Below are 17,279 nucleotides of genomic sequence, written 5' to 3' on the forward strand. Positions count from 1 at the left end.
ATATTTGGATCAAGATAGCTATGAGTAGAAAAACTAATAAAGTAATAAGGTTTACTTCAGTAAATAAGGTATACTATATTTGTTGAATAGATTCTCTTTAAAGACAAGAAAAGTAGGTGAACAAAGTGGGGAAATATCAATTGGATTACAAAAGTCAGGTAGCCGTGGCAAAGTTTCATGAAAAGCAGACGCCTGCCAAATTTGATAAAAAGCAGCAAATTGAAAAATTGCGTGCGGAGTATTTGAAAAAGAAGCAAAAATAAACAGATAAATAATATGTTACGTTTTTGATAGGAGAAACCAGTTCTAATTACCATATATTACTATTCGGTACTTAGAACTAGCTAAACCCTATTAATATCGGGATAAACATATAAATAGAAACAAAACAACGAGAAAAGTTGACTTATTAGTCATATTTTTTAGTATTCATTTTAAGGATTTCCTGTATAATACAATTTGAAAGAAAATCTATGGTTTGACAAGAAACACTCTTTTCGGTTTTGCTCACTGAAGGGAGTGTTTTTTTGTAGCCAAAAACTCCTCTGTACTCATTACAGTTGCATATACTCCATTTAAACTAGCCAAAATTGTGTTATGAATATAAACGGCCGGTATAGTAGCATTCTTAAAAGAAAGATCTTTTGTAGCACAAGCATCATGTATAACGGTACATGGAAAGCCGAAATCAAAAGCAGCCCTTACGGTAGCATCAATACACATATGAGTCATCATCCCGCATATGATGACGTGCTCAATGTCTAAACGTTGTAATTGTTCTAGAAGATCAGTTTCGCGAAAACTATTTGGATAATGTTTGAGTATAACGGTTTCTTCTCTAAGTGGACGTACGCTTTCATGAATATGTACACCTTCTGTATTGGGTAGGAAAAAAGTAGCGTCATCTTTTATTGCTACATGTTGGATATGAAAAATAGGTTCGTTTTTCGTTCTAAAGAGTTGTAGCAGCTGACTAGCATATTGGCTTGCTTCTACTGGATTACGCAATTCCATCTTTCCATGTGGAAAATAATCATTTTGAATATCAACGAGTAAAAGAGCTGTTTTCATATATTTATCTTCCTCCGATTTCATATTCAAATAATGGTATTCAATTTATAGAGAGGATTCTCCTTTTAAAAAATATGAAGGAGGAGAATTTAACATAACTTTAAAAATCATTATTGTATGTGATTTTTAATTTGAAAATTTTAATAGAGGGATAATTAATATTTTTCTAAAAAATGTATTGACTCTTATTATTCTGAGTTCTATAATGAGAATTAATTAAACGACAATTAAATCGATACATTCTTATCCAGAGAGGTGGAGGGACTGGCCCTACGATACCTCAGCAACGGGTTTTTTAATACCGTGCTAACTCCAGCAAGCCTATAAAGGCTTGGAAGATGAGAAGATGTGAACGAGTACATATAAGTGCTCTCCTTCTTATCTTTATGGTTGATAAGAAGGAGAGCACTTTTTATTTTACCTCGAAAGCTCTACTTCAAGTTTTTACAGCATATAGGAGGGAAGAAAATGATTTCTTTTAACAACGTAAGTAAAGTATATGAATCAGGTGGGCAATCTGTTCATGCGGTGGAGGATGTAACATTATCAGTTGAGAAGGGCGAAATTTTCGGTATCATCGGTTTTAGTGGTGCTGGAAAGAGTACGTTATTACGCCTAGTAAATATGTTAGAGAGACCAACGGCAGGAACGATTTCAATAGATGATAAAGATATTACATCTTTATCAACGAAAGAATTACGGAAGCTAAGACAAAGAATCGGGATGATTTTTCAAAGTTTTAATTTATTTAATTCAAGAACAGTGTTTGGGAATATTGCTTATCCATTAAGGTTAGCGAAAGTACCAAAGAATGAGATAAAAGAAAGAGTAAACGAACTGCTGAAATTTGTAGGATTAGAAGATAAAGCAAACTATTATCCAGAGCAACTATCAGGCGGTCAAAAACAACGTGTTGGCATTGCAAGAGCACTTGCAACATCGCCAGATATTCTTATATGTGATGAGGCAACATCAGCTTTAGATCCGGAAACAACGACAGAAATTTTGAACTTATTAAAGAAAGTAAATCGAGAATACAATGTAACGATTCTACTCATTACACATGAAATGCATGTTGTGAAAGAAATTTGTCACCGTGTAGCTGTAATGGAGAAGGGAAAGGTTATTGAAGAAGGAAAACTGTTTGACGTTTTCACACAACCAAAAACAAAGACAACTCAAAACTTTGTACGCTCCATTATTAATGATCATTTACCGGAAAGTGTTCTAGGGAAAATTCAAAATGGTGGACAGATTTATCGCTTAACATTTACTGGTGAAGAGACAGGGCAGCCGGTACTATCATATATCGCGAAAAACTATAACGTCGATGTAAACGTACTGTACGGAAATATTATTGAACTTCAAAATGTGCTATTTGGAAATCTACTTGTAGAACTGCAAGGTGAGCAGAAAGAAATTCAAAAAGCATTACAACATCTACGACTACAAGTGCAGCTGAAGGAGGTAGAAGCTCATGCGAGTTGATTGGAGTATATTTTGGCCCCGCATAGTAGATGCGACGGGGGATACCCTCTTAATGGTAATTGTAACCCTTATATTTGCTACAATTCTTGGTATACCTCTAGGTTTACTATTATATGTAACGAGAAAAGGAAACTTTTTAGAAAATAAATGGGTCTTTTCTATTCTTAATATCATTATTAATACAATTCGTCCGGTTCCATTTATCATCTTCTTAGTAGCTTTAAGCCCACTAACAAGAAGTGTTATCGGAACGACGATTGGAACAGCAGCAGCAATCTTTCCAATGACGTTAGTTGCATCAATTGGTATTGCTAGAATGGTTGAAACAAATCTTGTTTCAGTTCCAAAGGGAGTCATTGAAGCAGCTCAAGCGATGGGTGCTTCACCAATTAGAATTGTTTTTGAAATCCTTGTGCCAGAAGCGTTAGCGCCATTGATTTTAGGAGTTACATTTATGACAGTTGGTCTAATTGAATTTTCTGCAGTTGCTGGGCTTGTCGGTGGTGGCGGTCTTGGTGACTTAGCGATGACATATGGTTATCAACGTTTTGATACGTCAGTTATGTTCGTAACGGTCGTTTTACTTATTATTCTAGTACAGGTAGCTCAAAATTTAGGAAACTACTTTGCGAAAGTCTTTTTACGCAGATCATAAAAAGGAAGAGGGGAAAAGGAAATGAAGAAAATTTTAGCATTTGCATTATCAGCGATTGTAGGAATTTCGGCGTTAAGCGGCTGCTCAAGTGGGGACACGGGGGCAGGAGCAAAAGAGAAAGTAGTTCGCATTGGTGTAACTGGAACAGATGGGAACGCTTGGGAAATCGTAAAGGAAAAAGCTGAAAAAGAAGGGATTAAAGTTAAACTGATTGAGTTCTCTGATTACACGACGCCAAATAAAGCGTTAGCTGATGGAGATATTGAACTAAACTCATTCCAGCACGTTGCTTTCTTAGAGCAATTTAAAAAAGAGCATAAGTTAGATATTACAGCTGTTGGTACAACGCAAATTGCACCAATGGGCTTATACTCTGAAAAACATAAGAAAGCAAGTGAAATCCCAGATGGTTCAGAAATTGCGATTCCAAATGATCCAACGAACCAAGCTCGTGCATTAAAACTTCTTGATGCAGCAGGTTTATTAAAGCTTAAGAAAGACTTTGGCCTATTCGGAGATCCAAGTGGCATTGCTGAAAATCCGAAGAAGTTAAAAATTACACCGGTTATCGCACAGCAAACACCTCGTGTATTAAAAGATGTAGCAGCTTCAGTTATTAATAACGGTGTTGCTGGTCAAGCTGGATTAGATCCAGCGAAGGATCCAATTTTCTTAGAAGATCCAAAGAATGAAAATGCGAAGCCATATATTAATATTTTCGCAGCTCGTACGAAAGATAAAGATGATCCAACACTGAAAAAAGTAATTGAACTCTATCATTCAAAAGAGGTAACAGATGCAATTAAGAAAGAAACAAATGATGGTTCCATTTCAGTAGATCTTTCACTTGAGGAGCTTGAAAAAATCGTAAAATAATTATCGGGTTTAACGATTAACAGTAGGAACCCCTCCGCTGTTAGCTCGTTTAACATATAATCTACTTAACAAACAAAACCCTAATTCTGTACCTTCCAATTCTGTATAACGTAGAATCCAATGTTTGTTAAGCAGAGTGATGGACCAGGAGTTTTCCTGGTCTTTTTTTATGAATGAAAGCAGCTAGCAAATAGTAAGGTAATCCAAATTATAACAGGATAAGAAAATAAGCTGAAAATGAGTGTAATTATAAATTGTTTTTTACGAATGAGGTGTTTTTCGGATGAAAAAAAGAAAATAGAAAAGATAACAATGAAAACTGCTGATATTAAGCCAGGATTATAGGAACGATATATGAAAAACAAAATAATATGTTGAACGGAGTTGAAGAATATAGCCCCTTGTATAAAAATAATCCAGTATATAGAAGACAAAAAGTTTAGTTGATATAGAAAGACGATAAGTAAGACGAAGATTGTTAATGCGGAAACGGCAATGAAAAATTGTTGGCTTGTTATAAAATGAATTGAAAATTGATTAGCAAGATATTGTGGCATTTGGAAAGATTCTTCAAGGTTATGAATGAAAAATAACAAGGGAATAATCCAAAGCATAATAGTGGAATGTTTTTTCATCAACTTACATCACTCCAATAAAATATAGAAAGCCTAAAAAAAGGCCCTCTATACAGAGATAGTTATTCAATTATGATACTTTTTAAATTATCCTCATGATGCTCTCGTTCTTTCGGATAAGCAGCTAGCTCCTCTTGCAAAATATTTAGTATTTGCTTAGCTGATTGTTGAATTGGGGTAGGTAACTCTTCTAATATATTCATACCGACTTTTATTTTTGTACGAATTACCTTTCTTAGTAGTTCCTCATGCATGTACTACACCTCCAAACCGAATATTTAGTACATCTTCTTCGAACTTAGCTCCTTGAATAGAAAGGTGTGTTAACGTTTTTGGTAATGTGATGTTCCGTTTCACAGAACCTGAACGAATGATAAGTTCATCACCTTTTTGATTTAATGAAAGTTCACTTTTGTTTGAGAAGGGAATGGAGAGAACGAAAATATACTCATCGCCATCTTTTTTTACATATTGAGTGCGCCCGTTAAATTTCACTTCCGTAGGAGAAGAATCTGATTTAAATAAAGCGTCTCCTACACGCTCTAACATGGACAAACCGACAACTTCTTGTTCAAACATAGGAGCTTCGTAAATAGGAAGCGGCTGAAAACTATCTTGAATTAATGTTTTATATTTCTTTTGAGTATCTTTCCAAGCTTGAAAATAAGGATCGGTGACAGTGTTAGGGATGATGCGGTTAATCATAATGGCATCTACGTTATAATCGTATAAATTTAAATACGTAAAGCTACGCTGAGCTTCTTTAATGACCATTTTTTCGGGATTTACAACGATGCGGATACTTGTTATGTCTCGGTTTGATAAAATATCTCTCATTTCTCCGAGCTGTTCAAGTGTATTCGTTAATTCGTCCATAATATCATCGGTTGGAAGGGGGACACCAAGAAGTGGTTGAGCTACAGGACGAACAACTTTTAAAACTTTTCTTTTAATAGGAAAGAGTTTTTCCATCCACCAGCCAAGCATGTCTGGAAAGCTGAGCATTGCTAATGTTTCTCCTGTTGGAGCACAATCAATGATAATAACATCATATGTGTTTTGTTTATAATAATCGAGTACGCGGAGTAAGCTAATTAAATCTTCCATACCAGGAAACATCGTTAACTCTTCTGTTGTAATATCATCAGCTGCTTTGGAAGTGAAGAGTAGTGTAATATATTTCTGTAATTTTCCCCAGCCTTTTTCCATCTCATAAATTGTATTAATTTCTTGTGCCCACAAATTTTTACGAATTTCTAGTGGCTCAGAAGATAACTTTATACCAAATGAATCTCCTAAACTATGGGCTGGGTCTGTGCTCATTACTAATGTTTTTAATCCCTGTTTTGCGCTTTGAAGTGCTGTTGCTGCTGAAATACTAGTTTTTCCTACGCCGCCTTTACCTGTATACAAAATAATTCTCATCATTCTATCCCCTTTATTTCGAGTATCGGATATTACGAGTTGCGAAATATTTCTTTGAATAAAAACCCTAGTAGGGTTTTTATTCAATCGGAATGTTTTTCATTTTAGGTGTAGAAACCTTTTCTTCTGTTTTTTGCTGTGACGTAGCGATGTGGTTCATAATCTTTTGGAAGATTTGTAGTAAGAATGCTTTTTCTTCTTCTGATAATGCTTCTGTCACTAGGCTAAAGTAATGGGCTGCATTTTGTTTTACTTCTTGAACGAGCATTACGCCGTTTTCTGTTAAACGAATTAATACAATGCGTCGGTCGTTTTCATCACGGTACCTTTCAATATATCCCTTTTTTACGAGGCGATTTACAACACCTGTCGTTGTACTCATTGGTATATCAAGAAGGTCAGCAATTTTTGTCATTGTAATATCTGTATTTCGCTCCATCCAAAGTAAACAAAATACTTCTGTTTTAGAAAGTGTTAAATCTAGGCTTACCCATTCTTCAGGATAAAAAAGTTTCTTGGCGTTATCTAGCAGTAAGTCTAAAAAATGTTCATATTGCAACAATTATTTCCACTCCCGTATATTTCGAGATTCGTAATATTTGTTTTTATTTTATGTAGAATTGAAATAAATGTCAATGGTTTTAACTGTTTTTTCAGATTAGGCAGAAAACTAACTTTAAAATAGTATTTTTTTATGATAGATTTATAAATATAAAACTAGAATTTACATAAAAATCCATCATGGTAAATATACTTATCTATAATGGATGTACAGCTAACGAGGGGGAGAAAGATGAGAAGACGTAATACGCAAGCGTTCACGTTTTTAGCATGGACTTCATTTGTTTGTGCACTTTCAGGTATGCTAATTGGAATTTATACGTTAGATGAAACGCTTAGTGTAAAAGGATATTATTTAATTGGAACATTATTTTTAACGATGTCTTGTTTTGTATTACAAAAAACAATTCGTGATAATGAAGAAGATAACGAGAGATTTCCGAAAAATAAACCGTTAGATAAGGAGTAAATTGTAAAGAAAGGCATTCGCCTTTCTTTTTTTATGTAAAAATGCCGTAAGTGCCGTGTGTTGACTTGCTTGAAGTACTGAAAATTTGGTATCATCAATAGTATTGTAGATTGAACGATATATTATGGAGGTGGCCTAGCCGTGTCAAGAATTTCCGTTGAGAATGTAAAGCACGTAGCACATTTAGCACGTCTTGCAATTACTGATCAAGAAGCAGAAAAATTTCAAAAACAACTGGATGCAATCGTTACATTTGCAGAACAGTTAAATGAATTAGATACAACAGATGTAAAACCAACAACTCATGTATTAACTATGAAAAATGTTATGCGTGAAGATGTACCAGAAAAAGGTTTACCAGTTGAAGAAGTATTAAAAAATGCACCGGATCACAAAGATAATCAAATCCGTGTTCCAGCAGTATTAGAATAGAGGAGGGGAATTTCGATGTCATTATTTGATCATTCCGTATCAGAGTTACATAAGAAATTAAACAACAAAGAAATTTCCGTTACGGATTTAGTAGAAGAATCTTACAAACGTATTGCGGATGTTGAAGATAACGTAAAAGCTTTTCTTACATTAGATGAAGAAAACGCACGCGCGAAAGCGAAAGAATTAGACGCGAAAATTGGTGCTGAAGATAATGGTTTATTATTCGGTATGCCAATTGGTGTAAAAGATAACATTGTAACTAACGGTCTTCGTACAACTTGTGCGAGCAAAATGTTAGCAAACTTTGATCCAATTTATGATGCGACAGTTGTGCAAAAGCTAAAAGCTGCTGACACAGTTACAATCGGTAAATTAAATATGGACGAGTTCGCAATGGGTTCTTCAAATGAAAACTCAGGTTTCTACGCTACGAAAAATCCATGGAACTTAGATTACGTTCCAGGCGGATCTAGTGGTGGTTCTGCAGCAGCTGTAGCGGCAGGAGAAGTATTATTCTCTCTAGGTTCTGATACGGGTGGTTCTATCCGTCAGCCAGCTGCATATTGCGGCGTTGTAGGTTTAAAACCAACTTACGGACGCGTATCTCGTTACGGATTAGTTGCATTCGCATCTTCACTTGACCAAATCGGACCGATTACACGTACAGTAGAAGATAATGCATACTTATTACAAGCTATTTCAGGTATTGACCGTATGGATGCAACTTCTGCAAACGTTGAAGTAGGAAACTACTTAGCTGGTTTAACAGGCGACGTTAAAGGTTTACGCATTGCTGTACCGAAAGAATACTTAGGAGAAGGTGTTGGCGAAGAAGCTCGTGAGTCAGTACTAGCTGCTTTAAAAGTATTAGAAGGTATGGGCGCAACTTGGGAGGAAGTATCTCTTCCACACTCTAAATACGCTCTAGCAACGTATTACTTATTATCTTCTTCGGAAGCATCTGCTAACCTTTCACGCTTTGATGGCGTACGTTACGGTGTTCGTTCTGATAATGTAAATAATTTATTAGATCTTTACAAAAACACACGTAGCGAAGGTTTCGGTGATGAAGTAAAACGTCGTATTATGCTTGGTACATTTGCACTTAGCTCTGGTTACTATGATGCATACTACAAGAAAGCACAACAAGTACGTACATTAATTAAAAACGACTTTGAAAATGTATTTGCTAACTACGATGTTATTATTGGACCAACAACGCCAACTCCGGCATTTAAAGTGGGCGAAAAAGTTGATGATCCAATGACAATGTATGCAAACGACATTTTAACAATCCCAGTAAACTTAGCGGGTGTTCCAGCGATTTCTGTTCCATGTGGATTCGGTGCTAACAACATGCCACTTGGTCTACAAATCATTGGTAAACACTTCGATGAAGCGACAATTTACCGCGTTGCACATGCGTTTGAGCAAGCAACAGACTATCATACAAAAAAAGCAAGTCTGTAAGGAGGCGAGCATAGATGAATTTAGAAACAATTATTGGTTTAGAGGTTCACGTTGAGTTAAAAACAAATTCGAAAATTTTCTCTGCGAGTCCAACAGAATTCGGAGCAGAGCCAAATACACAAACAAGTGTAATTGACTTAGGATACCCAGGGGTACTTCCTACTTTAAATAAAGAAGCAGTTAACTTTGCAATGAAAGCTGCAATGGCATTAAACTGTGAAATCGCAACGGAAACGAAGTTCGACCGTAAAAACTATTTCTACCCAGATAATCCGAAAGCTTACCAAATTTCTCAATTCGATAAGCCAATCGGTGAAAATGGTTGGATTGAAATTGAAGTAGACGGTAAAAAGAAACGTATCGGTATTACACGTCTTCATTTAGAAGAAGATGCTGGTAAATCAACGCATACAGCTGATGGTTCATTAGTAGACTACAACCGTCAAGGTATGCCTTTAATCGAAATCGTATCTGAGCCAGATATGCGTACACCAGAAGAAGCATATGCATACTTAGAGAAGTTAAAATCAATCATTCAATACACTGGCGTATCTGATTGTAAGATGGAAGAAGGTTCCTTGCGTTGTGATGCGAACATTTCCCTTCGTCCAGTTGGACAAGAGAAGTTCGGTACAAAAGCGGAACTGAAAAACTTAAACTCATTCACTTACGTACAAAAAGGTCTTGAGCACGAGCAAGTGCGTCAAGAGAAAGAATTGTTATCTGGTGGTATCATTCAACAAGAAACACGTCGTTATGATGAAGCAACGAAGAAAACAATCTTAATGCGTGTGAAAGAAGGATCTGACGATTACCGTTACTTCCCAGAGCCAGACTTAGTTGAACTTTACATCGATGATGAGTGGAAAGAAGAAATTCGTGCTTCGATTCCAGAACTTCCAGATGCACGTAAAGCTCGCTACGTTGCAGAAATTGGCTTACCAGCTTATGATGCACACGTATTAACATTAACGAAAGAAATGTCTGATTTCTTTGAAGCAACTGTTGCAGACGGTGCTGACGCGAAATTAACATCAAACTGGTTAATGGGTGAAGTGCTTGCATACTTAAACAAACAACAAAAAGAATTAAAAGACGTTGCATTAACGCCTGCTGGTTTATCTAAAATGGTTCAATTAATTGAAAAAGGTACAATTTCTTCTAAAATCGCGAAGAAAGTATTTAACGAATTAATTGAAAAAGGTGGAGACCCAGAGGAAATCGTTAAAGCAAAAGGTCTTGTTCAAATTTCTGACGAAGGTACACTTCGTAAGGTTGTAACAGAAATTCTTGATAATAATGAGCAATCTATCGAAGACTTTAAAAACGGTAAAGACCGTGCAATTGGCTTCTTAGTTGGTCAAATTATGAAAGCTACAAAAGGACAAGCAAATCCGCCGCTTGTTAATAAAATCTTACTTGAAGAGATTAATAAGCGATAAAATAGTAGTAACTTTTAAAGATTAAGCAGAAAAACACCCGTGCATGGGTGTTTTTCTAGGTTAATCAAACGTTTGTTTAAATGAGACAAAATCGTTTAAACAAACGTTTGATTAACTGTCAAAAGTGGAAAAATGTTTGTATAGCAACTATGGTATGATAGTTGCAAAAAGGTGGGAATAATGATAAATCTAGACATAGAGGTTTTTTTCATCTCATGAAATAATAGATAATTATTATTCGTTATATGTAAATTGTTGTGAGGAAATAGATGGACATAATTTTTTTGTCAAATAAAACAAAACCATTGAAATGAATATTTACTTTTGATGGACTACACGAATCGGGTTCTTACTGCCTGTTTGAGCGGGATAAAAGAAGGATAGGAAGATGAGAGGAGGTAGGCATAGGAATACTGAATAGAAGTTCGGTATGTTCTTTTTCGATACATAAAGAAATTTCCTGTGCTAATAAATGATGAAGCGAGCAAGAATTATTTATAATCCTACTTCTGGGCGCGAGCTATTTAAGAAGAGCTTACCGGAAGTATTACAAAAATTAGAACAAGCTGGATATGAAGCGTCTTGTCATGCGACAACTGGTCCTGGAGATGCGACTGTGGCAGCGAGGCAAGCTGCGGATCGTAAATTTGATGTGGTTATTGCAGCTGGTGGTGATGGTACATTAAATGAAGTGGTGAACGGTTTAGTAGGACATGAACATCGTCCGAAGTTTGGAATTATTCCAGTTGGAACGACAAATGATTTTGCGCGTGCGATCGGTGTACCTCGTGCTATTGAAGAGGCTGCGGATATTATTTGTGAAGGGAAAACAGTTCCGTTAGATCTTGGTAGAGCGAATGATACATATTTCATTAATATCGCTGGTGGCGGCCGTATTACAGAATTAACATATGAAGTACCGAGTAAGCTAAAAACGGTATTAGGCCAACTTGCTTACTATTTAAAAGGAATCGAAATGTTACCATCATTACATCCAACATATGTTGAAATTGAGTATGATGGAAAGTTGCTACAAGAAGAAATTACGATGTTTTTAATTACGAATACTCGTTCAGTTGGTGGATTCGAAAAAGTTGCACCATATGCATCGATTAATGATGGTTTATTTGATTTATTAGTACTGAAAAAAGGTTCTATCGCTGACTTAATTAAAGCAGCAACACAAGCGCAGCGTGGTGAACATATTAATAACCCAAAAGTGCTATATACACAAGCAAATCGAATTAAAGTGCATTCACCAGATAAACTAATGATTAACTTAGATGGTGAATACGGTGGAGATGCACCGATGGAATTCGAAAATATATATCATTGTCTTGAACTATTTGTTCCTGAACAACAAGAGGATGCCCTGTAAAGGCATCCTTTTTATTATATAGAGGAATTGTAAATTGGAAGTTAGTTTGATTTTCATGGTATTTTTACAATTCGTTTATTTTATATCCATACTTTATTGATACACTGGAGGAGATAAGAAATGAGAGGTAGGATACTATGGAGAAGGTAAAAGCAATACTATTTGATAAAGACGGGACATTAATGGAGTTTCATTCAATTTGGATAAAAGTAGCTGAAGAACTTGTGGCGGAATGTATAAATCTATATCAACTTCCAAAGTCAATGCAGCAGGATTTATTAAAAGAGATCGGTGTGGATGGGGCATTTGTGAACCCTCGTAGCGCAATAGCGGCAGGAACAAGCCTTGATGTTGCAAAGGGGCTTTGTAAGTATATTACGTCATCTAAGGAAGAGGAGATGCATGAGTGGGTAAGTGAAAAGTTATTTTCTCTTATGTACGAGCATCGTTCCTATATGAGAATGACTGCGGATTTACCAAGAATTTTACAAGGTTTAAAGGATAAAGGATTTATTTTAGGTGTTGTTACAGCTGATGATTTCGCACCGACAGAATTGTTTTTGAAACAATATCAATTAGAGTCTTATTTTGATTATGTTGTAGCTTCAGATACGTTTCCGGCACAAAAACCAGATAAAAGAATTGTAGAATCGTTTTGTGAAAGGTTTCATTTAGAGGCGTGTGAAGTAGCGGTCGTTGGAGATACACCAACTGATTTATATTTAGCGAAAAATGGCGGCGATTGCTATGCGATTGGAGTACTGTCTGGTACAGGAGATCGTCAAACTTTAGAACCACTTGCGGATTTAGTAGTACAATCTGTTGGGGATTTTATTTCTCATTCAGGTGAGTTTATTTGGGAACAAGGAAAGTCTAATGTGTAAGAAAAATAAGTCTATAAGGACTCTTGATGAGTCTTTATAGACTTATTTTTATGTTGAAATAGAAGGCATGTAGGATGAATGCTGGAAAAGAATGTTGGCATACATTTTGCAATGAAAAGAGAAAACAATGTAAAGAAAAGGATGGGGTACGTAATGAACACAAAAAAATTTGCTAAAGTAAATGAACAAATTCCTGGACCGAAAGCAGCGTCTTTATTAGAACGCCGCCAAAATATAGTACCAAAAGGAGTAAGTAACGGCATCCCAACGTTTGTACAATCTGCAAATGGTGCTCTTGTAACAGATGTTGATGGCAATCAGTACATTGATTTCGCGGGGGCAATCGGAACAATTAATGTAGGACATTGTCACCCAGCTGTTAAAGAGGCGCTCCATAAACAAGTAGATCAATACATTCATACTGCTTTTAATGTCATGATGTATGAGCCATATATTGAATTAGCAGAAAAACTTGCGGCATTAGCGCCAGGAAGTTTTGATAAGCAAGTACTATTTTTAAATAGTGGTGCAGAAGCGGTTGAAAACGCGGTAAAAATCGCTCGTAAATATACAAAAAGAACTGGTATTATCGCATTTTCTAAAGGTTTCCACGGGCGTACATTAATGACAATGACGATGACAAGTAAAGTAAAACCATATAAATTTGGATTTGGCCCATTTGCGCCTGAAGTCTATAAAGCACCATTTCCATATGAATATCGCCGCCCAGAAGGATTAACGGAAGAGCAGTACGATGACTTTATGATTGAAGAGTTTAAGAATTTCTTCATATCAGAAGTAGCGCCAGAAACAATTGCAGCCGTTGTAATGGAACCTGTTCAAGGGGAAGGCGGATTTATCGTTCCAAGTAAGAAGTTTGTGCAAGAAGTACGCAATATTTGTTCAGAACACGGTATCTTATTTGTAGCGGATGAAATTCAAACAGGATTTAGTCGTACAGGAAAATATTTTGCTATTGATCATTATGATGTCGTTCCAGATTTAATTACGGTATCTAAATCATTAGGCGCTGGTGTACCGATTAGTGGCGTTATTGGGCGCAAGGAAATTATGAATGAGTCTGCGCCAGGAGAGCTTGGTGGAACGTATGCAGGAAGCCCACTAGGATGTGCAGCAGCATTAGCAGTGCTTGATGTAATAGAAAAAGAGAATTTAAATGATAGAGCGATAGAATTAGGAAAAGTTGTAATGAATCGATTCGAAGAGATGAAAAATAAATATAATTGCATCGGTGATGTGCGTGGTTTAGGAGCAATGTGTGCATTCGAGCTTGTTCAAGATCGGAAGACGAAAGCACCTGATAAAACGTTAACAGCTAATTTGTGCGCAGAGGCAAATAAACGTGGATTACTCCTACTATCAGCAGGGACATACGGTAATGTTATTCGTGTGTTAATGCCATTAGTTATTACAGATGAGCAACTTGAAGAAGGATTAACAATAATTGAAGAATCATTGCAAGTCTGTTATGAGAAAGCAAATACTGCTCGTGTTTAAAAGTTAAATAATAAATCGCAAACATTCTAGCTGACTCTATATAAAAGGCAGAAAATTCACTTTATAATAAAGGTAGTGAAGTGAATCGATGGATTGGAAGATAGGGGTGGCTAGGATGGTTGGAGAAAAGGAACGAGTGTTAATGGATTTACAAGATGTATTTGAATATGCGTTTGACGAAATTTTTGTGACTGACGAAAAGGGAATCGTTGTGCGTGTAAATAGTACATGTGAAAGGCACTATCAACTAGCTGCTAAAGAGTTAGTAGGTAAGCATGTGAAAGAATTGCAGAAGGGTGGTATCTTTTATCCATCGGCAACGTTAGAAGTAATTGAAAAAAAGAGACCGATTGAACTCATTCAAACGACAAAATCAGGAGAGTATTTACACGTTCGTACAAGGCCTGTTTTTGATAATGAGGGAAATTTAAGAAGGGTAATTAGTTATTCTCGTGATCTTACAGAACTCTACCAATTACGTCAAAAGGTAGAGGAAATGGATAATCAGTTAAAAACATATAAAAAAGAATTAAGAGAAACATATGAACATGAAGGACTTATTTTTAAAAGTATCGCTATGCAAAAAATAGTCGAGACAATCAAGAAAGTATCCGTGGTAGATAGTACAGTTCTCGTTTTAGGTGAGACAGGAGTAGGGAAGAGTCGATTAGTACGTCATTTACATGAAGTGAGTAACAGGAAGAATGAAAGTTTCTATGAAATTAATTGTGCGGCATTGCCAACAAATTTAATTGAATCAGAGCTTTTTGGATACTCAGGTGGATCTTTTACAGGTGCGAATCGTGAAGGGAAAAAGGGATTATTAGAATCAGCTCATAAAGGAACTCTTTTCTTAGATGAAATTGGCGAAATGCCACTTGAAATTCAAGCGAAGCTTTTGCAAGTGTTGCAAGAAAAAACGTTTCGTCCTATTGGCGGAAGAGAATTAAAAAAAGTGGATGTTAGAATTGTAGCGGCAACAAATCGAGATTTAAGTATGATGGTGAAACAAGGAACATTCCGGAAAGATTTATATTATCGTCTGAATGTCATTCCAATTTTAATTCCGCCACTCAGGGAAAGAACCGAAGACATTTTGCCGCTCATTTATCATTATTTACAGCACTTTAACGAGAAATATGGCCGGAATGTAAAATTAGCACCTAGCACATTACAAATGTTTGTTGGTTACCCTTGGGAAGGAAATAATAGAGAAATTGAAAATGTGATTGAGCGAATTGTTATAACTGCTGACGATATCGTTACGATAGAAGATTTGCCAATAGCAATGCAAGAATCAACGGTTGAACAGTCCGGTCAAAGTCTCTATAAAATGTTAGAAGAAGTAGAACGGAATATTATTTTGAAAGCATATAAAACGTATGGATCGAGTTATAAAGTAGCGGAGTTTTTAAAGATAAGTCAATCTGCTGCCACTAGGAAAATAAAGAAACTTATAGAGGAGGAAGAAAACATTGGATAAAAAAGCGACGTTTGTAAATGTAGAGAAAAAGGCGATGTATATAAATGGTGAGTGGATTACATTGCAAGAACAAATCGAAGTAAATAATCCAGCAACGAAGGAAATATTTGCGACGGTACCAAAGGGCGGGGTGACAGAGGCAAAGCAAGCTGTTGATGCTGCTCATGAAGCTTTTAAATCATGGTCTAAGTTAACAGCAGCAGACCGTGCAGTAAAGTTAAAAAAATGGTTCACACTTATCGATGAAAATAAAGAAGAGATTGCAGCAATCATGACGAGAGAACAAGGAAAGCCATTTGCAGAAGCACTTGGTGAAGTGAATTATGCAAATAGCTTTGTTGAATGGTATGCGGAAGAAGGAAAACGCGTATACGGTGAAATGATTCCTGCTTCTCATCCGAATAAACGTATTTTAGTTATGAAGCAACCAGTTGGAGTTATGGCAGCTATTACACCTTGGAACTTCCCGGCTGCTATGATTACGAGAAAGGTAGCCCCGGCGCTTGCAGCAGGATGTACAGCAGTTGTAAAACCTGCAAGTCAAACACCGTTAACTGCGTTGAAATTAGCTGAATTAGCTCATGAAGCGGACATTCCAAAAGGCGTAATAAACATTGTAACAGGCAGTGCGAAAGCAATTGCTGATACGTGGATGGAAGATGGACGTGTTCGAAAAGTTTCCTTCACAGGATCAACGGAAATTGGGAAGGAATTAATGGCTAGTGCTGCACAAACGATGAAAAAAGTTTCACTTGAGTTAGGTGGTCACGCGCCGTTTATTGTTATGAATGATGCGGACTTAGATAAAGCGGTAGAGGCGGTAATCGGTTCGAAATTCCGTAACGCAGGACAAACGTGTATATGTACAAACCGAGTATTTGTTCAGGAAGAAGTGTATGAAGTGTTTGTAGAGAAGTTCCAAAAGGCAGTAGGGCAGTTGAAAGTAGGAGACGGTTTCGGTGACGGAACGACTGTAGGACCACTTATTGACGAGAATGCAGTTTCGAAAGTACAGGAACATATCGAAGATGCTATTCAAAAAGGGGGAACAGTTTTATTTGGTGGCCAAAAGGTTACAGAGCTAGATGGACACTTTATGCAACCAACTGTAATTGGATTGGCGAACGATACGATGCTTTGTATGAATGAAGAAACATTCGGTCCAGTTGCACCAGTTGCGAAATTTAAAACGGTTGAAGAAGTAATCGAACGTGCAAATCATACACCATATGGCTTAGCTGCTTATATTTTCACAAAAGATATTAGTCAAGCATTCCAAGTTAGCGAAGCACTAGAGTACGGTATTATCGGATTAAATGATGGACTTCCATCAGTTGCACAAGCACCATTCGGTGGCTTTAAAGAAAGTGGTATTGGCCGTGAAGGAGGCCATTTTGGTATCGAGGAATATTTAGAAATTAAATATATTTCATTAGGACTATAAGTAGTATACTAGAATCTCTATAAGGTAACAGAGAAGGAGATTCTA

At 36.4% G+C, this 17,279-nt stretch carries 18 protein-coding genes and 1 riboswitch; of the genes, 13 read left to right on the plus strand and 5 right to left on the minus strand.

The features are described from left to right. Positions 1-125 precede the first annotated feature (125 nt). Positions 126-263, plus strand: coding sequence for a hypothetical protein (locus tag J0835_RS01820; protein ID WP_000521651.1), 138 nt, complete (start codon positions 126-128; stop codon positions 261-263). 244 nt (positions 264-507) lie between these two features. On the opposite strand, the gene J0835_RS01825 is transcribed toward J0835_RS01820, so the two are convergent. After that, the gene (locus J0835_RS01825; protein WP_002096904.1) at positions 508-1,071 is read right to left on the minus strand and encodes a cysteine hydrolase family protein; all 564 of its coding nucleotides are present in this window, start codon (positions 1,069-1,071) and stop codon (positions 508-510) included. 240 nt (positions 1,072-1,311) lie between these two features. Next, positions 1,312-1,416, plus strand: a riboswitch (SAM riboswitch). Positions 1,417-1,539: 123 nt separating this feature from the next. Here J0835_RS01825 and J0835_RS01830 point away from each other — a divergent pair. The 3 genes from J0835_RS01830 to J0835_RS01840 are packed head-to-tail and all read left to right on the plus strand — an operon-like array spanning position 1,540 to position 4,090. Continuing rightward, entirely contained in the window at positions 1,540-2,559 is a 1,020-nt protein-coding gene (locus tag J0835_RS01830; RefSeq protein WP_046953719.1) for a methionine ABC transporter ATP-binding protein, read from the plus strand. Beyond that, on the plus strand, positions 2,549-3,214 hold the full coding sequence (locus J0835_RS01835; protein WP_001261881.1) for a methionine ABC transporter permease: 666 nt from the start codon (positions 2,549-2,551) through the stop codon (positions 3,212-3,214). Before J0835_RS01830 ends, J0835_RS01835 begins: the two co-directional genes overlap by 11 nt. A gap of 21 nt (positions 3,215-3,235) precedes the next feature. Next, complete coding sequence (locus tag J0835_RS01840) at positions 3,236-4,090, plus strand: MetQ/NlpA family ABC transporter substrate-binding protein (protein ID WP_087979223.1); 855 nt, start codon at positions 3,236-3,238, stop codon at positions 4,088-4,090. A gap of 167 nt (positions 4,091-4,257) precedes the next feature. On the opposite strand, the gene J0835_RS01845 is transcribed toward J0835_RS01840, so the two are convergent. The 4 genes from J0835_RS01845 to J0835_RS01860 form a co-directional block, all read right to left on the minus strand. Next, entirely contained in the window at positions 4,258-4,728 is a 471-nt protein-coding gene (locus tag J0835_RS01845) for an HXXEE domain-containing protein (protein ID WP_087979224.1), read from the minus strand. A 59-nt stretch (positions 4,729-4,787) separates the two neighbouring features. Next, the gene (locus tag J0835_RS01850) at positions 4,788-4,979 is read right to left on the minus strand and encodes a DUF3926 domain-containing protein (protein ID WP_087979225.1); all 192 of its coding nucleotides are present in this window, start codon (positions 4,977-4,979) and stop codon (positions 4,788-4,790) included. After that, on the minus strand, positions 4,972-6,153 hold the full coding sequence (locus tag J0835_RS01855) for an ArsA family ATPase (protein WP_087979226.1): 1,182 nt from the start codon (positions 6,151-6,153) through the stop codon (positions 4,972-4,974). The genes J0835_RS01850 and J0835_RS01855 overlap by 8 nt, the downstream gene beginning before the upstream one ends. A 76-nt stretch (positions 6,154-6,229) precedes the next feature. Beyond that, complete coding sequence (locus tag J0835_RS01860) at positions 6,230-6,712, minus strand: MarR family winged helix-turn-helix transcriptional regulator (protein ID WP_000942482.1); 483 nt, start codon at positions 6,710-6,712, stop codon at positions 6,230-6,232. A gap of 231 nt (positions 6,713-6,943) precedes the next feature. Between J0835_RS01860 and J0835_RS01865 the strand changes: the two genes are divergently transcribed. From J0835_RS01865 to gabD, 9 genes are all read left to right on the plus strand, one after another. Then, the gene (locus J0835_RS01865) at positions 6,944-7,180 is read left to right on the plus strand and encodes a YiaA/YiaB family inner membrane protein (RefSeq protein WP_001254393.1); all 237 of its coding nucleotides are present in this window, start codon (positions 6,944-6,946) and stop codon (positions 7,178-7,180) included. 141 nt (positions 7,181-7,321) lie between these two features. Continuing rightward, positions 7,322-7,612 carry an Asp-tRNA(Asn)/Glu-tRNA(Gln) amidotransferase subunit GatC gene (gatC, locus tag J0835_RS01870; protein ID WP_000086999.1) on the plus strand — a complete coding sequence of 97 codons (291 nt, stop codon included), beginning with the start codon at positions 7,322-7,324 and terminating at the stop codon, positions 7,610-7,612. 15 nt (positions 7,613-7,627) lie between these two features. After that, complete coding sequence (gatA, locus tag J0835_RS01875; RefSeq protein WP_000051449.1) at positions 7,628-9,085, plus strand: Asp-tRNA(Asn)/Glu-tRNA(Gln) amidotransferase subunit GatA; 1,458 nt, start codon at positions 7,628-7,630, stop codon at positions 9,083-9,085. 14 nt (positions 9,086-9,099) lie between these two features. Continuing rightward, positions 9,100-10,527 carry an Asp-tRNA(Asn)/Glu-tRNA(Gln) amidotransferase subunit GatB gene (gatB, locus tag J0835_RS01880; RefSeq protein WP_046958896.1) on the plus strand — a complete coding sequence of 476 codons (1,428 nt, stop codon included), beginning with the start codon at positions 9,100-9,102 and terminating at the stop codon, positions 10,525-10,527. Between the two features lie 472 nt (positions 10,528-10,999). Then, on the plus strand, positions 11,000-11,905 hold the full coding sequence (locus tag J0835_RS01885; RefSeq protein ID WP_000977669.1) for a diacylglycerol kinase: 906 nt from the start codon (positions 11,000-11,002) through the stop codon (positions 11,903-11,905). 137 nt (positions 11,906-12,042) lie between these two features. Continuing rightward, a complete protein-coding gene (locus J0835_RS01890) occupies positions 12,043-12,789 on the plus strand; it encodes an HAD family hydrolase (RefSeq protein ID WP_087979227.1) in 747 nt (248 codons plus the stop codon). 153 nt (positions 12,790-12,942) lie between these two features. Further along, entirely contained in the window at positions 12,943-14,307 is a 1,365-nt protein-coding gene (gene gabT / locus J0835_RS01895) for a 4-aminobutyrate--2-oxoglutarate transaminase (RefSeq protein ID WP_087979228.1), read from the plus strand. A 115-nt stretch (positions 14,308-14,422) separates the two neighbouring features. Further along, positions 14,423-15,790 (plus strand): sigma-54 interaction domain-containing protein, encoded by a 1,368-nt coding sequence (locus J0835_RS01900; RefSeq protein ID WP_087979229.1) that lies wholly within the window; start codon positions 14,423-14,425, stop codon positions 15,788-15,790. Beyond that, positions 15,783-17,234 carry an NADP-dependent succinate-semialdehyde dehydrogenase gene (gene gabD, locus J0835_RS01905; RefSeq protein ID WP_087979230.1) on the plus strand — a complete coding sequence of 484 codons (1,452 nt, stop codon included), beginning with the start codon at positions 15,783-15,785 and terminating at the stop codon, positions 17,232-17,234. The genes J0835_RS01900 and gabD overlap by 8 nt, the downstream gene beginning before the upstream one ends. Positions 17,235-17,279 lie beyond the last annotated feature (45 nt).

Source organism: Bacillus cereus group sp. Sample62 (assembly GCF_036851315.1).
In the GTDB taxonomy this organism is placed as follows: Bacteria; Bacillota; Bacilli; order Bacillales; family Bacillaceae_G; genus Bacillus_A; species Bacillus_A wiedmannii.

What these genes read in the sequence shown, in the direction of transcription:
- gatB (WP_046958896.1), top strand. Translation starts at nt 9,100, where the DNA reads ATGAATTTAGAAACAATTATTGGTTTAGAGGTTCACGTTGAGTTAAAA.
- J0835_RS01855 (WP_087979226.1), bottom strand. Translation starts at nt 6,153, where the DNA reads ATGATGAGAATTATTTTGTATACAGGTAAAGGCGGCGTAGGAAAAACT.
- J0835_RS01850 (WP_087979225.1), bottom strand. Translation starts at nt 4,979, where the DNA reads ATGCATGAGGAACTACTAAGAAAGGTAATTCGTACAAAAATAAAAGTC.
- J0835_RS01865 (WP_001254393.1), top strand. Translation starts at nt 6,944, where the DNA reads ATGAGAAGACGTAATACGCAAGCGTTCACGTTTTTAGCATGGACTTCA.
- J0835_RS01835 (WP_001261881.1), top strand. Translation starts at nt 2,549, where the DNA reads ATGCGAGTTGATTGGAGTATATTTTGGCCCCGCATAGTAGATGCGACG.
- J0835_RS01890 (WP_087979227.1), top strand. Translation starts at nt 12,043, where the DNA reads ATGGAGAAGGTAAAAGCAATACTATTTGATAAAGACGGGACATTAATG.
- gatA (WP_000051449.1), top strand. Translation starts at nt 7,628, where the DNA reads ATGTCATTATTTGATCATTCCGTATCAGAGTTACATAAGAAATTAAAC.
- J0835_RS01830 (WP_046953719.1), top strand. Translation starts at nt 1,540, where the DNA reads ATGATTTCTTTTAACAACGTAAGTAAAGTATATGAATCAGGTGGGCAA.
- J0835_RS01825 (WP_002096904.1), bottom strand. Translation starts at nt 1,071, where the DNA reads ATGAAAACAGCTCTTTTACTCGTTGATATTCAAAATGATTATTTTCCA.
- J0835_RS01840 (WP_087979223.1), top strand. Translation starts at nt 3,236, where the DNA reads ATGAAGAAAATTTTAGCATTTGCATTATCAGCGATTGTAGGAATTTCG.
- J0835_RS01885 (WP_000977669.1), top strand. Translation starts at nt 11,000, where the DNA reads ATGATGAAGCGAGCAAGAATTATTTATAATCCTACTTCTGGGCGCGAG.
- gabT (WP_087979228.1), top strand. Translation starts at nt 12,943, where the DNA reads ATGAACACAAAAAAATTTGCTAAAGTAAATGAACAAATTCCTGGACCG.
- J0835_RS01900 (WP_087979229.1), top strand. Translation starts at nt 14,423, where the DNA reads ATGGTTGGAGAAAAGGAACGAGTGTTAATGGATTTACAAGATGTATTT.